Source organism: Frigoribacterium sp. R86507, from assembly GCF_044597695.1.
In the GTDB taxonomy this organism is placed as follows: Bacteria; Actinomycetota; Actinomycetes; order Actinomycetales; family Microbacteriaceae; genus Frigoribacterium.
The window spans coordinates 2815703-2833481 of record NZ_CP139002.1; the positions used below are offsets into that span (position 1 = coordinate 2815703).

General features: G+C 71.1%; 16 protein-coding genes and 1 tRNA gene. 4 read left to right on the plus strand and 13 right to left on the minus strand.

Annotation, left to right across the window (positions count from 1 at the left end; genetic code table 11):
• Nucleotides 1–8: 8 nt before the first annotated feature.
• The 3 genes from SJY14_RS13265 to SJY14_RS13275 form a co-directional block, all read right to left on the minus strand.
• A complete protein-coding gene (locus SJY14_RS13265; RefSeq protein ID WP_396599107.1) occupies nucleotides 9–1160 on the minus strand; it encodes a peptidoglycan DD-metalloendopeptidase family protein in 1152 nt (383 codons plus the stop codon).
• 278 nt (nucleotides 1161–1438) lie between these two features.
• A complete protein-coding gene (locus tag SJY14_RS13270) occupies nucleotides 1439–2251 on the minus strand; it encodes an inositol monophosphatase family protein (protein ID WP_071255208.1) in 813 nt (270 codons plus the stop codon).
• Nucleotides 2252–2327: 76 nt separating this feature from the next.
• Nucleotides 2328–2409 (minus strand) — tRNA-Tyr (locus tag SJY14_RS13275).
• A 359-nt stretch (nucleotides 2410–2768) separates the two neighbouring features.
• Here SJY14_RS13275 and SJY14_RS13280 point away from each other — a divergent pair.
• Nucleotides 2769–3638, plus strand: a complete 870-nt coding sequence (locus tag SJY14_RS13280) for a type IV toxin-antitoxin system AbiEi family antitoxin domain-containing protein (RefSeq protein ID WP_396599108.1) — start codon at nucleotides 2769–2771, stop codon at nucleotides 3636–3638.
• 217 nt (nucleotides 3639–3855) lie between these two features.
• On the opposite strand, the gene cls is transcribed toward SJY14_RS13280, so the two are convergent.
• From cls to ubiE, 5 genes are all read right to left on the minus strand, one after another.
• The gene (cls, locus tag SJY14_RS13285) at nucleotides 3856–5322 is read right to left on the minus strand and encodes a cardiolipin synthase (RefSeq protein ID WP_396599109.1); all 1467 of its coding nucleotides are present in this window, start codon (nucleotides 5320–5322) and stop codon (nucleotides 3856–3858) included.
• Nucleotides 5323–5355: 33 nt separating this feature from the next.
• Nucleotides 5356–5844 (minus strand): YajQ family cyclic di-GMP-binding protein, encoded by a 489-nt coding sequence (locus SJY14_RS13290; RefSeq protein WP_043592964.1) that lies wholly within the window; start codon nucleotides 5842–5844, stop codon nucleotides 5356–5358.
• A gap of 105 nt (nucleotides 5845–5949) precedes the next feature.
• Nucleotides 5950–7332: a pyridine nucleotide-disulfide oxidoreductase gene (locus tag SJY14_RS13295; RefSeq protein WP_396599110.1), complete on the minus strand. Its 1383-nt coding sequence runs from the start codon at nucleotides 7330–7332 to the stop codon at nucleotides 5950–5952.
• 91 nt (nucleotides 7333–7423) lie between these two features.
• Nucleotides 7424–8563: a polyprenyl synthetase family protein gene (locus tag SJY14_RS13300; RefSeq protein WP_071255205.1), complete on the minus strand. Its 1140-nt coding sequence runs from the start codon at nucleotides 8561–8563 to the stop codon at nucleotides 7424–7426.
• Nucleotides 8560–9300, minus strand: coding sequence for a bifunctional demethylmenaquinone methyltransferase/2-methoxy-6-polyprenyl-1,4-benzoquinol methylase UbiE (gene ubiE, locus SJY14_RS13305; protein ID WP_255364177.1), 741 nt, complete (start codon nucleotides 9298–9300; stop codon nucleotides 8560–8562). Before ubiE ends, SJY14_RS13300 begins: the two co-directional genes overlap by 4 nt.
• A 52-nt stretch (nucleotides 9301–9352) precedes the next feature.
• Here ubiE and SJY14_RS13310 point away from each other — a divergent pair, with 52 nt between their 5' ends.
• Nucleotides 9353–10585 (plus strand): isochorismate synthase MenF, encoded by a 1233-nt coding sequence (locus SJY14_RS13310; RefSeq protein ID WP_396599111.1) that lies wholly within the window; start codon nucleotides 9353–9355, stop codon nucleotides 10583–10585.
• Nucleotides 10582–11997, plus strand: a complete 1416-nt coding sequence (locus SJY14_RS13315) for an MFS transporter (protein WP_396599112.1) — start codon at nucleotides 10582–10584, stop codon at nucleotides 11995–11997. The genes SJY14_RS13310 and SJY14_RS13315 overlap by 4 nt, the downstream gene beginning before the upstream one ends.
• A gap of 24 nt (nucleotides 11998–12021) precedes the next feature.
• Here the strand turns inward: SJY14_RS13315 and SJY14_RS13320 are convergent, their stop codons facing one another.
• Genes SJY14_RS13320 through SJY14_RS13330 form a run of 3 tightly spaced genes read right to left on the minus strand, consistent with a single transcriptional unit; the run spans nucleotide 12022 to nucleotide 15029 of the window.
• The gene (locus tag SJY14_RS13320; RefSeq protein WP_396599113.1) at nucleotides 12022–12873 is read right to left on the minus strand and encodes a PPK2 family polyphosphate kinase; all 852 of its coding nucleotides are present in this window, start codon (nucleotides 12871–12873) and stop codon (nucleotides 12022–12024) included.
• Between the two features lie 53 nt (nucleotides 12874–12926).
• Entirely contained in the window at nucleotides 12927–14669 is a 1743-nt protein-coding gene (menD, locus tag SJY14_RS13325; protein WP_396599114.1) for a 2-succinyl-5-enolpyruvyl-6-hydroxy-3-cyclohexene-1-carboxylic-acid synthase, read from the minus strand.
• Nucleotides 14670–15029, minus strand: a complete 360-nt coding sequence (locus tag SJY14_RS13330) for a PLD nuclease N-terminal domain-containing protein (RefSeq protein ID WP_071255198.1) — start codon at nucleotides 15027–15029, stop codon at nucleotides 14670–14672. It lies immediately after the preceding gene.
• 177 nt (nucleotides 15030–15206) lie between these two features.
• Between SJY14_RS13330 and SJY14_RS13335 the strand changes: the two genes are divergently transcribed.
• On the plus strand, nucleotides 15207–15497 hold the full coding sequence (locus SJY14_RS13335) for a DUF4229 domain-containing protein (RefSeq protein ID WP_071255197.1): 291 nt from the start codon (nucleotides 15207–15209) through the stop codon (nucleotides 15495–15497).
• Nucleotides 15498–15560: 63 nt separating this feature from the next.
• On the opposite strand, the gene SJY14_RS13340 is transcribed toward SJY14_RS13335, so the two are convergent.
• Nucleotides 15561–16517, minus strand: a complete 957-nt coding sequence (locus tag SJY14_RS13340; RefSeq protein WP_083396196.1) for a 1,4-dihydroxy-2-naphthoate polyprenyltransferase — start codon at nucleotides 16515–16517, stop codon at nucleotides 15561–15563.
• Between the two features lie 28 nt (nucleotides 16518–16545).
• Entirely contained in the window at nucleotides 16546–17751 is a 1206-nt protein-coding gene (locus SJY14_RS13345) for an AMP-binding protein (RefSeq protein WP_396599115.1), read from the minus strand.
• Nucleotides 17752–17779 lie beyond the last annotated feature (28 nt).

A 17779-nucleotide genomic window follows, 5' to 3' on the forward strand; every position in this document is an offset into this window, starting at 1 on the left:
CCAGGGGCTCAGTTCGTGTTGGCCTGGAGCCAGGGATACGGGTCGACGGGCACGCCGCCGATCACGATCTCGAAGTGCAGGTGGGCCCCGGTGCTGTTGCCCGTGCTGCCGACCTTTCCGATGATGGTGCCGACCGTGACGGTCTCGCCCTCGCGGACCTCGACGGAACCGGTCTGCATGTGCGCGTAGACGCTGGTGACCTTCTGGCCGTTGACGACGTGGTCGATCCACACGTTGTTGCCCAGGGCACCGGAGGGACCGTCGACCTTGCTGACGACGCCGTCGGCGATCGACTGGATCGGCGAGCCGGCACCGGGGACGAAGTCGAGACCCTGGTGGAACGTCGAGCAGAAACCGCAGTTGGCGACCTGACGCGCGCCGAAGCCGCTGCTGATCGGCACACCCGTTTGGAACGGCCACTGCACCGTGCCGTTGACGTCGTTGGAGAATGTGCTGGCACTCGTCGAGGCGTACTCGGAGACCGCCTTCATCTCGGTGACCGAGTAGCCGTCACGCGAGATGCCGGCCGTACCGCCTGCCGAGGGCGCGGCCGCCGTGTAGCTCTGCGAGTCGGCGGCCTTCTTGGCGGCCGTCTGCGTGGGGGTGTCGACGAAGAAGGCGTTGGCGGGCACCGAGGTGGCCACGAGCATCGACCCGGCGAAGAGCATGGCTCCGACGACGGTCACGCGCTTGGTGTTGCGACGGAAGGTGGCCCCGGCGGTGCGGGGGGCGCGGACGGGTGCCTCGCGGCGAGCGGCTGGGCGCTGGGTGCGGGCCGCCTCGGTGCGTCCGGCGGCAGCGGGACGGGTGCCGGACTCGGCGGCGAGCCGCGCGGCACGCCTCGGCGAGACGGGCTCGGACGCCGCTGTCGGAGCCGTCGACGTCGGGGCCTCGGCGACGAGCGCGGGCTCGACGACGGCGACCGGAGGAGTCGGCGCGGCAGGGGCCTTCGCCACTGCGGGGCTCGTCGTCACGGCGACCTGGGCGGCGCGGCGCTCGGCCTCGCGGGCTTCACGGCGGGTGAGGTAGACGGGGGCGTCGGCCACAACGGGGACGGTCGGAGCGACGCTCAGCGAACCGGTGCCCGGGAGGTCGTCGGTGGCGCGACGCGACGGGGTTCCGTCGCCGTCGGGCTCGGCGATCTGCTGGTACTTCGTCACGTGTGATGGGTCCTCGGGGTGATCGGGATCGGACGGTGGGTGCACCGTCGTCTTCACGGCCGTCACTGGTGATCGTGGCGCGGCCTCGGGGCGGACCTTCGGATGAGGAGGTCGCCGAGGGGATGCATCACGCGATGATCACGGATCAGTAACGACCTCACCAGGGTAGCCGGTCGGTGAACGAATGGCTACCCGTGTTCGGGTGTCAACGTGGATATGTATCGTTGACACACAGTATGACAACGCGCCGCGACGCTTGCGCGACGAGGGCGTTCCCGTCAGATGCCGGCCTCGACGATGAGCGCGGCGAGGTCGTGGGCGATGCTGGGAGCCGCCACGAAGGTCAGCGAATCGCTGGGTGCCTCACCGAGTTCACCTCGGACGACGGCGCCTGCCTCGGCGGCAACGAGCGCACCCGCCGCGTGGTCCCACGGCTTGAGCCCCCGCTCGACGTAGGCGTCGACACGCCCCGCCGCGACGGCGCAGAGGTCGAGCGACGCCGCCCCCAGGCGCCTCAGGTCACGGACGCGCCCGACCACCCGGACCAGCGCCTCCGCGTGCTCGACACGGCGGGCGGCGTCGTAGGAGAACCCGGTCGCGAGGAGGGACAACTCGAGGGACGCCGGAGCGTTGACCCCGAGACGACGCCCGTCCAGCCACGCACCGCCGCCGACCGACGCCGTGAAGGTCTCGCCCGACGTCGGGTTGGCGACGACCGCCGCGAGGGCGCGCCAGGTGAGCGGATCGGGGCCGCCCTCGACGACGGCGATGCTCACGGCCCACTGCGGGATGCCGTAGAGGAAGTTGACGGTGCCGTCGATGGGGTCGACGACCCAGGTGAGACCCGTGGTCGAGTCGTCGGCTTCTCCCTCTTCACCGAAGAAGCCGTCGCCGGGACGCAGCTCGGCCAGACGACTCCGGACGTGCTCCTCGACCTCTCGGTCGGTGTACGTCACGACGTCGACAGCGCTGCTCTTGGTCTCGGCGACCTCGACCCCCTCGGATCGGCGACGGGCCGCCAGCTCGGCAGCCTCACGCGCGACGACGACGGCGATCTCGAGCAACTCGGCGGGGGTCGGGGTGACGGGCACGGGTCCTCCTGGGGGTGAGGCGCCCGGTAACGCAAGAACGGACTCGACGAGCGAGTCCGTTCTTGAGGGGCAACCGTGGCAAGTGAGGGATTCGAACCCCCGAAGGCTACGCCGGCTGATTTACAGTCAGATCCCTTTGGCCGCTTGGGTAACTTGCCATGCACGCCCAGCCCGTGTGATCACCGACCGGAGGCGCCCGACAAATATACAGCCTTCCGAGCCCCCTCACGACCACTCCCCCTCGCCCCTCCCCTGCCCGCCCTCCCCTCGCCGCTGTGCAAATCGCGACAACCGGCCACCGACACGCCGCCATTCCGTGATTCGACAGGCGGTCCCGTGGACCAGTGGTCGGATTCGGCACGCTGTGGGCGGGTCCAGTAGTCGGGTTCGGCCCCCGATCGGTCGGCGACGAGGCGCGCGGCGGTTCGTCTCGCCCACAGCGGGTCGGAGGTCTTCGTCCTCCCCAGGCCGCAGTGGTCGAGACGTCTGCCCTCCCGGCGGCCAGAAGGCTCTGCAGATGACCGCCATCGTCCCCGCCACCGTGAGACGGCTCGGCTCCGTCGCCCACCGTCGTCAACTGCTTGCCGCCGGCCTGTCCCGGCGCCAGGTGGAGTCGTCGTGGGCCGCCGGTGAGATCGTCCGCATCCGTCATGGACTCTACGGACTCGTCGATCTGCCGACCGACGTCGTCCGGGCGGCGCGGGTAGGAGGCGCGCTGTCGGGAGCCTCGTCGCTCGCGCATCGAGGCGCTTGGGTTCCCCCGACTCCACGCCTGGTCGTCTCCGTTCCGCACAACGCCCGCGATCTCCGGGACCCGGACGACGCCGGGGAACGGCTCGACCCGGAGCGATCCGACGTGCTCGTCCTTCGTGACCTGTCGCGGTTCGATCGCCGCACGGAACGACTGATGGCGTCCCCGAGCAGGGCGGCGGCCCAGGCGTTCCTCCACGAACCAGCTGAGCACGCGGCAGCCATCGTCGACTCCGCCCTCCGGCTGGCCCCGTTGCAGCGGCCCGACCTCGACGAGGTCTCACGCCTCTTGGCGACGCGACGCTCAGCTCAGGGACTCGTGACCATGATCGACCCGAGGGCCGAGTCCGGGACCGAGTCCATGGCGCGCCTCCTTCTCGCTCGTGACGGCATCCGCGCCGAACCTCAGGTGTGGGTCGACGATCACACCCGCGTCGATCTGTTGATCGACGGCTGGTTCGTGCTCGAATGCGTGAGCAAGGAACACCATTCCTCGCCTGCTCACTACAACCGAGACCGTGAACGGATCGTCCACATCACCGGCCTCGGCTTCGTCGTCCTCGAGGTCACGTACCCGCAGGTGTTGTTCGATTGGCCAGCGGTTCGCCAGGCCGTCCGAATGACCCTGGGGCGTTAGCCCGGTCGACCCCTCTCGTCTCGGCCGAGGCAGTCCGGACCCGACCCGGCCCGCCCACCGGGGCGGGCCGAACCCGACCTCACCCAGTTGGCGCACCGCGCCAAACCCGACATTTCTCGGCCTCGCACCACGCCGAATCAAGATCTGCCGGCGTGTCGACGCGCAACTGTCGCGATTTGCACACGGGGCAGAGGGGGCGGGGGGCGGGGGCGCGCGGCTACTGGACGGCGGAGGTGAGGCGGGCGACGTTGTCGAGCACCTTCGAGCGGAAGGGGCGCACGAGCCAGTCGTCGAGGAACAGTTCGCGGCTCGAGTCGCGGTACGTCTGCTCGACCTCGCGCAGCCGGTCGACGAACTCGCGGCCGCGCACCATGACCGAGATCTCGAGGTTGAGGCTGAAGGACCGCATGTCCATGTTGCTCGAGCCGATGACGGCGACCTCGTCGTCGATCGAGAAGTGCTTGGCGTGCAACACCGTCGGCGAGCGGTAGAGGAAGATGCGGACCCCCGACCGCAGCAGGGCCTCGTAGTAGGAGCGCTGCGCGTGGTACACCACCGGCTGGTCGCCGATCTCGCTGACGAAGAGCTGCACCTCGAGCCCCCGCTGGGCCGCCGTCGTGACGGCGTAGAGCATCGACTCGTCGGGCACGAAGTAGGGGCTCGTGATGATGATGCGCTCCTGCGCGCTGTACAGCAGGGAGTTGAACAGCCGCAGGTTGTTCTCGCCGTCGAAACCCGGCCCACTCGGCACGACCTGGCAGTCGATCGTCTCGAGCCGGTCGGCCGTGTGCACGGGGTCGGTCTCGCGGAGCAGCAGCTCGTCGGTCTCGCTGTACCAGTCCGTGACGAACAGGGCGTTGATGCCGGCGACGATGGGCCCCTCGAATCGGACCATGAAGTCCTTCCACTCGAGGCCGCGTCGCTTGTTCTTGCGCTTCTGGTAGCTCCTGTCGACCATGTTCTGCGAGCCCGTGAAGGCCACCCGACCGTCGATCACGAGCAGCTTGCGGTGGTTGCGCAGATCGGGCCGTTGGTACTTGCCCCGCAACGGGAGCACGGGCAGCATGAGCTGCCACTGCACGCCCATCGCGTCCAGCCGTCGGCGCGCCTTGCGATAACCCGGGTACCCCCGACTGGCGATGTGGTCCATCAGCACACGGACCGTGACGCCCCGTCGACGGGCGTTCTCGAGTGCGAGGAAGAACGGCTCCGTCGTGCGGTCGAGGCTCGTGATGTAGAACTCGGCGTGGACGTAGCGGTGCGCCCCGTCGACCGCCTCGACCATGGCGGCCATGGACTCGTCGTAGTCGGTGTGCATCTCACCGGTGTTGCCGCCGACCAGGGGCATGGCACCGAGCGTGCGGTTGAGTTCGACCACGGAGTCGAGCCAGGCGGGCCACGGGTGGTCGCGCTTGACGCGCTCCATGCCCTCGGTCGTCTCGATGATGTACTTGTTGATCTCGCTCTGCTTCTTACGACGCCGCGCGGGCAACTTGGTGCTGCCGATCAACAGGAAGAGGACGAACCCGACGTACGGGATCAGGAAGATCGCGAGCAACCACGCGGTGGCCGTCTGCGGCCGCCTGTTGATCGGCACGTAGACGATCGCGAACACCCGGATCGCGATGTCGAGCACGATGCCCAGCACGGCGATCGTCGGCGCCACCCAGGCGGGTTCGACCATGGACGGGATCTCGGAGCCGTGAGCCGCGGGCGACTAGCGGAAGTTGACGAACTGCAGGTCGACGTCGAGGTCGGCCTTCTTCAACAGCGCCATGGTGGCCTGGAGGTCGTCACGACTCTTGGACTGCACACGCAGTTCGTCGCCCTGGATCTGGCTCTTCACGCTCTTGGGTGCCTCGTCCCGGATGATCTTGCCGATCTTCTTCGCCGCGTCCTGCTCGATGCCCTGCTTCAGGGACGCCTCGATGCGGTACTCCTTGCCGCTGGCGAAGGGCTCACCGACGTCGAGGTGCTTGAGGCTGATGCTGCGCTTGATGAACTTCGACTCGAGCACGTCGAGCACGGCCTTGACGCGTTCTTCGGTGGCGGCCTTCAGCAGCAGCTTCTCGCCGCTCCAGTCGACCGAGGCGCCGACGCCCTTGAAGTCGTAACGCTGCTCGATCTCTTTCTGGGCCTGGTGGAGGGCGTTGTCGGCCTCCATCTTGTCGACCTTGCTGACCACGTCGAAGGAACTGTCTGCCATGGGGACCACCTTACCGACGACCACCGAGGTCGGTGACGACCGCGCGCCTCCTCGGTTCCCCCGTCGAGGGGAGCCGAGGAGGCGCGGTGCGGGCGACCGGGGAGGTCAGGCCGGCGTCGACTCCGCTTCGACGGCGCGCGAGACGCGCACCATCTCGTCACGCTCGACGACCTTGACCCGGGCACGCTCGTGCTCGTGGGACCCGCCGAGGGCGATCTCGTGCTCGTCGAGACGGTGCCAGCCCTCGAGGTCGGTGTACTCGACGCCGCGCTGCTCGAGCAGGGCCGGGATGGCCTCGTCGGACGGGTCGACCGGTTGCCACCAGCTGGCCTGGTCGTTGATCAGGTGCTTGACGGTCTCCATCGCGTCGGACTTCGTGTGCCCGATGAGGCCGACGGGGCCGCGCTTGATCCACCCGGTGGCGTAGACGCCGGGGACGATCTGGTTGTCGTCGTCCATCACCTGGCCCTCGTGGTTCGGGATCACGCCGCGGCGCTCGTCGAACGGGATGCCGTCGAGGGGCGAGCCGAAGTAGCCGACCGCGCGGTAGATGGCCTGGATCGGCACGTCGCGGAGCTCACCTGTGCCCTCGACGCCGCCCTGACCGTCGGGCCGAGTGCGCTCGTACCGGAAGGCCGCGACACGACCGTCGGCGTCGCCGACGACCTCGACGGGCTTGGCGTAGAAGTGCAGGTGGAGGCGACGCGACGCCGTGCCCACCTCGCGCTGCCGCCACTGGTTCAGGACCTTGTCGATGACGAAGACCTGCTTGTTGGTCGCGATGGCCGTCTTCGACGCCTCGTCGTGGTCGAAGTCCTCGTCGTAGACGATCATGTCGACGTCGCGCACCTCGCCGAGCTCGCGCAGCTCGAGCGGCGTGAACTTGACCTGTGCCGGACCGCGGCGGCCGAAGACGTGCACGTCGGTGATCGACGACTGCTTGAGGCCCGCGTAGACGTTGTCGGGGATCTCGGTGGGCAGCAGGTCGTCGGCGTTCTTCGCCAGGATGCGCGAGACGTCGAGGGCGACGTTGCCGACCCCGACGACGGCGACCGACGTCGCGTCGAGCGGCCAGGTGCGGGGGAAGTCGGGGTGACCGTCGAACCAGCTGACGAAGTCGGCGGCGCCGTAGCTGCCCTCGAGGTCGATGCCGGGGATGTCGAGGTCGGCGTCCTTGATGGCACCGGTCGAGAAGATGACGGCGTTGTAGTGCTTGCGCAGGTCGTCGAGCCCGATGTCGACGCCGTAGCGGACGTTGCCGAAGACGCGGATGTCACCGCTATCGAGCACGTCGCGCAGCGCGTTGACGATGCCCTTGATGCGGGGGTGGTCCGGGGCCACGCCGTAACGCACGAGACCGTAGGGGGCCGGCAGTTGCTCGAAGAGGTCGATCGAGACGTCGAAGGCCTTCTCGGCCTTCGCGAGGATGTCGGCGGCGTAGATGCCGGCCGGTCCGGCGCCGACGATGGCCAGTCGCAAGGTGGTCACGGGTTCTCCCTAGATCTGGGGTGGCTCGGCGGGGCCGGCCGGTTGGACGTTGGTGCTCGAGGACGAGACGGACGAGGAGGCGCGGCGCCGGTCAGGCGGACCGCTCGACCACGCGGTCGGCGAAGCGGGTGAGCGCCTTCTTGACGGGCCCGTCGGGCAGCGGCGCCAGGGCCTCGAGGGCTTCGCGGGCCCAGCGGTGGGCCTCGACCCGGGTGCGCTCGGTGACCTCGTGCTCGCGGACCCGCCGGACCAGGTCGGCGAACTCGTCGTCGAGGTGGGCCGTCGCGTCGGCGAGCGGTGCCGACGAGCCGCCCTCGGCGGTCGGCTCGACACCGGACCGCTGCGCCGCCGCGCGCGTGGCGTCGACGATGCGGTCGATCTCGGACAACAGGGACGACGCCTCGAGGTCGGTCTGCGCCAGCTGACGCAGGTACAGCACCGGAAGGGTGACGACACCCGCCCGCAGGTCGGTGCCGGCCTTCTTGCCGGTCTCGGCGGGCTGGTCGGACAGGTCGATGACGTCGTCGATCAGCTGGAAGGCGATGCCGATCTTCTCGCCGAACTCGGCGACGGGCGCGAGGTATTCGCGCGATGCCCCGCTGAACATGACCCCGGCGCGAGCGGCGGTCGAGATGAGCGACCCCGTCTTGTCGGCGAGCACGTCGATGTAGTGGGCGATCGGGTCGTCGCCCTCTCGCGGGCCGACCGTCTCGTGCAGCTGCCCGAGGCAGAGCCGTTCGAAGGTCTCGGCCTGCAGCAGGATGGCCTCTTGGCCGAGCCCCGAGACGATCGTGCTGGCGCGGGCGAACAGCAGGTCGCCGGCGAGGATCGCGACGTTGTTGCCCCACACGGTCTGGGCGCTGGGAACGCCACGACGCATCTGCGCCTCGTCCATGACGTCGTCGTGGTAGAGCGAGGCGAGGTGGGTGATCTCGGTGGCCTGCGCGGAGGCGACGATGCCGGGCGTCGCGCCGTCACCCAGCTGGGCGATGAGCAGCGTCAGCGTGGGTCGGACGCGCTTGCCGCCCGCGGCGAGCAGGTACCGCGTGGTGGCGTCGGCGATGTCGTCGGCGAAGGCGATCTCGCGCAGCAACCCCTCTTCGACGAGTTCGAGCCCGTCGTCGACGGCGGCCACGAAACGCCGCTCGGTCGGCGTGGCGAACAACTTCTCGCCGAGGCCGAGCGAGCGACCCAGCGAATTGCGCTGCGCCGGATGTGCGCCGGCGTTCACGACGTGGTCCGCTTCGACCGCGAGGAGGCGCGAGAGGCACCCGAGGCCGGCTTGCGACCGCGGTGCAGGGCGACGATGCCGAAGCTGAGGTCGCGGTGGGCGACGCGGGTGAACCCGGCACCGCGGATCCACTGGCTGAGGACCTGCTGCTCGGGCCACTGCTCGATGGACTCGGCGAGGTACGAGTAGGCCGGACCGTTGCTGCTGGTGAGCTTGGCGACGAGGGGCATGCCGTACTTGAGGTAAGCACGGTACGCGGCACGCAGCAGACCGAACGGCGGGGTGGAGAACTCGCAGACGACGAGGCGGCCGCCGGGCTTGAGCACGCGGTTCATCTCGGCGAGCGCGACCTTGGGCCGATTGACGTTGCGCAGCCCGAACGAGATGGTGACGGCGTCGAAGGTGTCGTCGTCGAAGGGCAGCGACTCGGCGTTGCCCTCGACGAACTCGAGCTCGGGGTGGCGTTCGCGGCCGACCTCGACCATGCCCTTGGAGAAGTCGAGCGCGACGACCTCGGCACCCCGCTGGGCGATGGCCGCCGAACTGGTGCCCGTACCCGCCGCGATGTCGAGGACCTTGTCGGCCGGACCGGCGCCGATCGCCTTGACGGTGGCGATGCGCCACAGGACGGCGTTGCCCGCCGAGAGCACGTCGTTCGTGCGGTCGTAGTGGCGCGCGACGCCGTCGAACATCGAGGCGACCTCGTCGGGTTGCTTGTTCATGTCGGCCTTGGTCACGATGGTGGATCCTACCGTCAAGCACTGGGGGTGTCCCGAGTAGGGTCGACGAGTGAAGTCCCCCGCGTCCCGCGTTCCGTCACTCGCCGTCCGCACCACGCGCATCGACCACGTCAGCCCGTTGCTCGACGTCGTCGACCGGGCGCGTCCGCTGGTCTTCGTCCGCGGCGGGGCGGGCATGGCGGGCGTCGGTGAGGCCCTTCGTCTCGAGTTCTCCGGGCCCGGTCGCATGACCGAGGCCGCCGACGCCTGGCGTGCCGTGGCGGCCGCCGCCACGGTGCACGACGAGGTCGGCGTGCCCGGCACCGGGTTGGTCGCGTTCGGCTCGTTCGCGTTCGACGACGAGTCCGCCGAGACGAGCGTGCTGATCGTCCCGAGCATCGTCATCGGACGGCGCGACGGGGTCGCGTGGATCACGCGGGTGGACGGGGCCGAGCTGCCCGCGGGGAAGCCGGTCGGCGCCTCCGTCCGTCTTTCGCTGGTCGACGGCACCCTCGGTGCCGACGGCTACGCGGAGGCCGTGGCCCGGGCCGTCGACGCCATCGGCGACGGCCGCGTCAGCAAGGTCGTGCTCGCCCGAGACCTCGTGGGCACGTTGCCGCCCGAGGCCGACCTGCGCCTCGTCGCCGCCACCCTGCTCACCGCCTACCCCGACTGCTACGCGTTCGCCGTCGACGGATTGATCGGGGCCAGCCCCGAGACCCTCGTCAAGTCCGAGCGCGGCGAGGTCTCGGCCCGGGTGCTCGCCGGCAGCGCGGCCCGCGGCATCGACGCGACGAGCGACGAGGAGGCCGCCCTGGCCCTGGCGACGTCCCCGAAAGACCTGGACGAGCACGCCTTCGCCCTCCGCAGCCTGCTGCTCTCGCTCGGGCCGCACGCCCGCGACGTCGTGACCGGCGAGCAGCCCTTCACCCTGCGCCTCCCCAATCTCTGGCACCTCGCGAGCGACGTGCGCGGCCGCCTCACCGACGGCTCGAGCTCGCTCGACCTGATCGCCTCGCTGCACCCGACGGCGGCCGTCGCCGGCACCCCGACGCAGGAGGCGCTGGCCCTGATCCGAGAACTCGAACCGTTCGACCGTGGTCGCTACGCCGGCCCGGTCGGCTGGGTCGGTGCCGACGGCGACGGCGAGTGGGCGATCGCCCTGCGCTGCGCCCAGGTCGATCGGGACGGATCGGTGCGGGCGTTCGCGGGGGCCGGCGTCGTCGCCGAGTCGGTGCCCGAGCGGGAGGTGGCCGAGACGGCCATGAAGTTCCGCCCCGTGGTCGACGCCTTCAGCCGATGACCGCGCCCGGGTCAGCGCCCGCGACGACGTGGTCACGTCCGGTCGCCCTCGTCGTGGCGGCCGCGTTCTTCATGGAGAACCTCGACGCCACCATCCTGTCGACGGCCACCGCGACGATCGCGAACGACTTCGCGGTCCAGCCCGCCCAACTCGGGCTCGCCGTGACCGGCTACCTCGTCGCCGTGGCGGCGTTCATCCCGCTGGGAGCCTGGCTCGCCGAACGCTGGGGCGCCCGTCGGGTGTTCCTCGCGGCGGTCGTGCTGTTCGTCCTCGCCTCGGTGGCCTGTGCCGCGAGCACCGACCTGGTCGCGCTCACGGCGTCCCGGGTCGTGCAGGGATTCGCGGGCAGCATGATGGTGCCCATCGGCCGGCTGATCGTCCTGCGCAGCACCGAGAAGTCCGAGCTGATCCGGGCCATCGCCTATCTCACCTGGCCCGCACTCGTCGCACCGGTCGTCGCGCCGCTGCTCGGCGGACTGCTCACCGAGCACCTCGGCTGGCAATGGGTGTTCATGGTCAACGTCCCCGTCGGCCTCGCCCTGCTCGTGGTCGCCTGGCGGGTCGTCCCCTCCCCCGAGGTCGGCGACCGCCGACCGCTCGACCTGGTGGGTCTGGCCCTCGTGGCCGGCTCGATCGTGGCGCTGGTCCTGGCCTTCGAACTGCTCGGCGAACCCACGACGCTCGTGCCCGGCGTACTGCTGGTCGTCGCCGCGGTCGCGCTCGGTCTCGCCGCCGTGCGGTGGTTCCGCCGGGCGGCGCACCCGTTGCTCGACCTCGCGGCCTTCCGGATCGGGTCTTTCCGCGTGACCAACCTCAGCGGATCGCTCTACCGGGCCGTCGTGAACGGCATCCCCTTCGTCGTGCCGCTGCTGCTGCAGGACGGCTTCGGCTGGTCGCCCGTCGAAGCGGGTCTCATGCTCATGTGGGTGTTCGTCGGCAACCTCGCCGTGAAACCGTTCACGACACCCCTGTTGCAGAGGTTCCGCGTCGTCCCGATCATCGTCGTCGCCACGGTGGCCCTCGCGGCGACCTTCGTCGCGGCCGCGCTCGTCGGTCCCGAGACGTCACCCGTCGTCGTGGCGGGTGTGCTGCTGCTCAGCGGCGTCTTCCGTTCCGTCGGCTTCACGGCCTACAACACCCTGCAGTTCGCCGACGTGCCGGCCGAGATGATCGGCCCGGCGAACGCCATCGCGTCCATCACGAGCCAGCTCGCCGTGGGGCTCGGCGTCGCCGCGACGGCGCTGGCCGTCCGCGTCGCCGACCTCGCGGGATCGACCGACGGCCCGGCACCCGCGGCGTTCGGGTACCAGGCCGCGTTGATCGTCCTGGCCGTGCTGGCCCTGCTCAGCCTGATCGAGGGGCTGCGGCTGCCCGAGGGGACCGGCGACGCGTTGCGGACCCGCGCCTCCTAGGGTCGTCCGGCCGCCGGGGCGCGGCTACGAGGTGGCGAGCTTGGTCTTCTCGAGCTCGACGTCGAACTGCGCGACGGGCCAGTCGAGCCCGCGCGACGCGAGGGCGTCGGTCAGCAGCTTCTGAACGGCGATCCGGGCGTACCACTTCCGGTCGGCCGGCACGACGAACCACGGGGCGCTCTCGGTCGAGGTGCGACGGATCGCCGTCTCGTAGGCGTCCTGGTAGTCGTTCCACACGAGGCGCTCTTCGAGGTCGCCGGGGTTGTACTTCCAGTGCTTGTCCGGGCGGTCGAGTCGGTCGGCCAGACGCTCCTTCTGCTCGTCGGACGAGATGTGCAGCATCACCTTGACCAGGGTGGTGCCGTTCGCGACGAGCTCGTCCTCGAAGGCGACGATGTCGGCGTACCGCTGCTCGATGTCTTCGGGCGGGGCCAGGCGACGCACCTTGCCGATCAGCACGTCCTCGTAGTGCGACCGGTCGAAGACCCCGATCATGCCGGGGCCCGGCAGCTCGCGCCGCACCCGCCAGAGGAAGTCGTGCGCGAGCTCGTCGGGGGTCGGTGCCTTGAACGCGTGGTGCGCGACGCCCTGGGGATCGACGGCTCCCACGACGTGCCGGACGATGCCGCCCTTGCCGGCGGTGTCCATCGCCTGCAGGACGAGCAACACGTTGCCGATGCTGCCCCCGCTCCGGCTCTGGGCGAACAGCTTCTCCTGTAGCTCGCCCAGGGTCTCGCGGCCCGCCTCGAGCGCCTGCTGCGCGTACGCCTTGTCACCGGCGAACCCGGGCGTCGACGACGTGTCGACGTCGGCGAGCACGAAGCCCTCTCTCGCTCGGAGGGACTGGGAGGGCGGGGTCGTCCACGTCTTGGCCATGCCCTCGACCCTACGGCCGAGCGCGCCGGTCCGTTCCGCCGTGGGGCGGACGGTCAGCGGGAGAGGGGCACCTCGATCAGCACCGGGCGGTCGTACCGGGCCACGAGAGCCTGATCGAGTTCTGCCCGCGTGGCCGCCTCGACGTACTGCCAGCCGTAGGCGAGGGCGAGGGCCGAGAGGTCGACCTCGTGCGGGGTGAACTGGACGCGGGTCATCGCCTCGGGCGACGCCGTGGCCGCGACCTCGAGCCCGTCGAAGATGGTCCCGCCACCGTCGTTGCCGACGACCACCTGCAACCTCGGTTCGGTCTCGCCGAGACCAAGGAGCATCGAGCCGACGTCGTGCAGCAACGTCAGGTCGCCGACGAGCACCCGGGTGGTGCCGGCTGCGGGGTCGTCGCGCTGGCTGGCGAGTGCGATGCCCGTGGCGGTCGCGATCGTGCCGTCGATGCCCGCGAGCCCCCGGTTGGCGTGCACGGGGATCTTCTTGCCCGGCACGATCTGGTCGAGTTCACGGATCAGTCTCGACGCCCCCAGCACGAGGCGGTCGTGCGGCCAGCTGACGCGCCAGAGGGCCTCGGCCAGGGCCCGACGCGTGACCGGCCGACGCAGCAGCTGGACCTCGCGACGCAGGAACGCGGCCTGCTCGGCCGCTTCGCTCCGATCGGACGCACCCTCGACCGTGGTGGCGTCGGTGTCGTGGGCGTCCGGCCGGGCAGCCCCGGCCTCGAGCAGCCGACGGCCGGTGTGCACCCAGCGCCCCACCCACGCACGATGGACGGCGTCGTCGGTCGAACCGGACCCCGAGGAGGCGCGGGTCACCTCGACGGCCTCGACCACGCGGGCCGAGCGACTCGGGTCGTAGGCCTCGGCCCCCGCCGCACGGACGACGACGACCTCGACCCCGTCACGGGTGAGCAGCGACGGGATCTGACGGCTGAGGGTCGGGTGACCGAAGACCACCACACGACGGACCCGGCCGCCGAAGTCGGCGTCGTCGAGCAGGGCACGGTACGACGAGACCAGGTGCGGCCCGAAACGTGCCCCGCTCGACACCTCGGCCACGAGGGGGGCGCCCAGCGCCCGGGCGACGGCCTCGGCCTCGGGGCCGGCGGCGTGCCCGGCGACGACCAGGGTCGCGGGGTCGACGTCCACCTCGAGGGCGACCGGTGCCGCCGCGGGCGCGATCTCGACGGGCTGAGGGTGGGCGACGGGCAGCGGCTGCTCGCCGGACGACAGGGGCTCGCGGAACGCGACGTTCAACTGGACCGGACCGCGTGAACGCCCGAGGGCACCGTGGGAGTCGCCACCGAGGGCCTCGGCGACGGCCTCGCGGGCGAGGGTGCGGACGGCCGCGTGGTCGACGGGACCGGAGCGCGGTGCCTCGACGTCGCGCACCCAGCCGACGGCGCTCGCGAAGAGGCCCGGTTGCACCGTGGTCTGGTTCGAGCCGATCCCGCGCATCTCGAGGGGACGGTCGGCGGTCAGCACGATCAGTGGCACACCCGAGTGGTGCGCCTCGAGCACGGCGGGGTGGAGGTTCGCCACGGCGGTCCCCGACGTGGTGATCACCACGCTCGGGACGCCCGTCTCGGCGGCGAGGCCCAGCGCGAGGAACCCACCCGAGCGCTCGTCGATGCGGACGTGCACCGACAGCCGGCCGGCGGTCTCGAACTCGGCGGCGGCGAGGGCCAGGGCCTGGCTGCGGGAGCCGGGGCTGAGGACGACGTCACGGACACCGGCGTCGGCGAGGGACGCGAGCAGCGACAGGGCGTACTCGGTCGACGGGCTGGTCACTTACTGCTTGCCGGTCTTGTCGTCGTTGTCGAGGTCGAGCAGCTCTTGCTCGAGTCGACGGATGCGCTCGTCGGTCGTCTCGCGGTCGAGGTCGCTCGTCGTACGCCAGGACGTCCCCGAGAACTCGGGGTCGTCGTCGGGTGCGACCGTGCGCGGGGCGGCGGGGCGACCGTTCTTCCGGGCCCGCCCGAGCACGAACCACAGCACGGCACCGATGACGGGGAGGAGGACGATGATGACGGCCCAGAGCGGCTTGTTCAACGCCCGGAACCGCGAGGCGTCGGCGAACAGGCAATCGATGAGCGCGAAGATGACGAATGCCGCCGCGGCGACGATGCCCACGATGAAGAGCCTGACCATGGACCGAGCCTAGTTCTCGATCCGGTGCAACGCCTGATGGTCGGTCGGCCGTTGCGGAGCTGTGACGTACGACTCCCGGCGGTGCTGCACCGCGCCTCCTCGGCCCCACGGGTCGGGTCAGGGCGGGCCGTCCGCCGCGCGGCGGGCGCACACCTCGCGGACCGTAGACTCCTCGTCGTGAAACCCTGGCTCAAGTACTCGATCGTCCGCCTCGGCCTGTTCGCCGTCGTGCTGGGCCTGCTGCTGGTGCTGAGGTTCGACCCCTTCTGGGCCACGCTGATCGCGGCGGTCGTCGGCTTCTGCGTCTCGTACCTGTTCTTCGCCCCGCTGCGCCGCAAGGTCGCCCTCGACCTCGCCGACCGCCGGTCGCGCCCGGCGAAGCTCGACGACGACTCGGTCGCCGAGGACGAGGCGATCGCCGACGACGCCGACGCCGATCGCGCGCGCCGCACCGACGACCACGCCTGACCCTCCCGGGCCGAACGCCCGGGGCAGATCCCGGGGAGAACAGCCCCCGAGAAGGGCAGCCCCCTAGAAGAAGAGCGCCGCCGACAGGGCGAGAGCCCAGACCAGGGCCGTCAGCGAGGACAGCTGCAGGGCGAGGATGAGCTCGCGAGGGGTCTTGCCCGTGACGCCGATGACCGCGGCGGGCACCGCGACGATGAGCGTGAAGTAGACATAGGGCGCGTGCAGGTACAGGAACGCGAAGTACACGAGGATGAAGAACGGCAGCAGCAGGAAGAGCGCGTAGAGCGCCCGCGCCACCGGGTCGCCGACGACGACCGCGAGGGTGCGCTTGCCGGCGGCGGTGTCTTGCGGGATGTCGCGCACGTTGTTGATCATCAGGACCGCGCAGGCGAACAGTCCCGCGGCGACGCCCGCCACCCAGGCGTCGAACGGGAACTCTCGCAGCTGCACGAACGTCGTGCCCACGGTCGCGACGAGCCCGAAGAACACGAAGACGAAGAGCTCGCCCAGGGCGTTGTAGCCGTAGGGCCGTTTGCCGCCCGTGTAGAACCAGGCGGCGACGACCGCGGCGGCACCGACCGCGAGCAGCCACCAGATCTGGGTGATGATGACGACGACGACACCGGCGACGGCTGCGAGGGCGAAGAACGCGAGCGCCACCTTCAGCACGGTCTTCGGGCGGACGCTGCCCGAACCGGTCAGGCGCGAGGGCCCCACCCGGAAGTCGTCGGTGCCGCGGATGCCGTCCGAGTAGTCGTTCGAGTAGTTGACGCCGACCTGGAGGAACACCGCGACGGCGAGGCAGAGCAGCGCCAGGGTGAGGTCCCAGCCGCCGTTCGCCCGGGCGACGCCGGTGCCGAGGGCGACCGGGGCGATGCCCAGCGGCAGGGTGCGCAGGCGCGCACCGCCGATCCAGTCGCCGGCCGTCACGCGACGGACCGGCTGCTTGCCGGGCCGCCCGCCGGGTCGGCCACCGGGGCGGCCGCTGCGCTTGGGGGTCGAGGTCTTCGTCTTCGCCACGGGGTCGAGTCTAGTTCGCAGCCGGCTATCAGCTTGCCGCGAGGTCGGCGACCAGGCGGGTCAGGGCCACCCGGTCCGGCTTGCCGCTGGCGAGCAGGGGCACCGTGTCGACCCGGACGATGCGGTCGGGTGCCGCAGCACGACCGGCGACGGCCGCCACCGCGGACCGCAGGGCCGCGAGGCCGTCGGCCGCCGAGTCGTCGGCGGCCAGGTCGTCGGCGGCCAGGTCGTCGGCCGACGTCGGTGCAGGAGGCGCGGTGCCGGTGACCACGACGGGCACCTCGCCCCACCGGGCGTGCGCCGCGCGGACGACCACGGCGTCGGCGAGCCCCGGCTGCTCGCGCACGACCCGCTCGACGACACCGAGCGACACCTTCTCACCGCCCGAGACGATCACGTCGTCGAGCCGACCGCTGACGGTCAGCACCCCGTCGGACGACACCGTGCCCGCGTCGCCCGTGCGGTACCACCGCAGGCCGTCGCGCGTGACGAAGGCCGCGGCCGTGCGCTCGGGATCGTCGAGGTACCCCTCGGCCAGCGACGGCCCGCTCAGCTCGACCTGGCCGTCGACGACCTCGACGCGAGTGCGGCCCACGGGCACGCCGTCGTACACGCACCCGCCACTGGTCTCACTCGACCCGTAGGTGCGCACGACGGTGACGCCGAGGCGGCGGGCCCGCTCGACGAGGGGGGCGGGGGTCGCCTGCCCACCGACCAGCAGGGCGTCGAAGCGGCGCAGCACGTCGGCGACGGCGGGGTCGGCCTCGGCGACGTCGAGCGCCGTCGAGAGCTGGGCCGGGACGAGGGACGAGTACCGGACGGGGTGATCCAGACGCTCGGCGGCGGCGACGAAGGCGCCGACGTCGAAGTGCCCCGGCGCGAGCAGGGCCGGCTCGGTACCGGCGGCGAGCGAGCGGACCAGCACGTTCAGGCCCGCGACGTAGTGCGCCGGCAGGGCGAGCACCCACTGCCCCGGCCCGGCCAAGCCTCCGTCGGCCGCGGCGGCACCGGCGAGCACGGCGTCGGAGGACAGCGCCACGCGCTTCGGGCGGCCGCTCGAGCCGCTGGTCTCGACGACCAGTGACACCGCCTGCGGCACGACACCGGGCAGGTCGACGGGCACGCGGTCGTCGGTCCGGGGGGCGACGGCGGGACCACCCTCGAGCGCGACCCGGAGCGCGTCGAGCACGGCACCGGGGTCACGCGCGTCGACGGCGAGCAGGGGGCGGGTCACGCGCCGCGCCTCCGGACGGACCGTCGGG

Bases quoted from the DNA above. Each gene is read 5' to 3' on its own strand.
- SJY14_RS13280 (WP_396599108.1), top strand. From the start codon at position 2,769: ATGACCGCCATCGTCCCCGCCACCGTGAGACGGCTCGGCTCCGTCGCC.
- SJY14_RS13320 (WP_396599113.1), bottom strand. From the start codon at position 12,873: ATGGCCAAGACGTGGACGACCCCGCCCTCCCAGTCCCTCCGAGCGAGA.
- SJY14_RS13315 (WP_396599112.1), top strand. From the start codon at position 10,582: ATGACCGCGCCCGGGTCAGCGCCCGCGACGACGTGGTCACGTCCGGTC.
- SJY14_RS13290 (WP_043592964.1), bottom strand. From the start codon at position 5,844: ATGGCAGACAGTTCCTTCGACGTGGTCAGCAAGGTCGACAAGATGGAG.
- cls (WP_396599109.1), bottom strand. From the start codon at position 5,322: ATGGTCGAACCCGCCTGGGTGGCGCCGACGATCGCCGTGCTGGGCATC.
- SJY14_RS13330 (WP_071255198.1), bottom strand. From the start codon at position 15,029: ATGGTCAGGCTCTTCATCGTGGGCATCGTCGCCGCGGCGGCATTCGTC.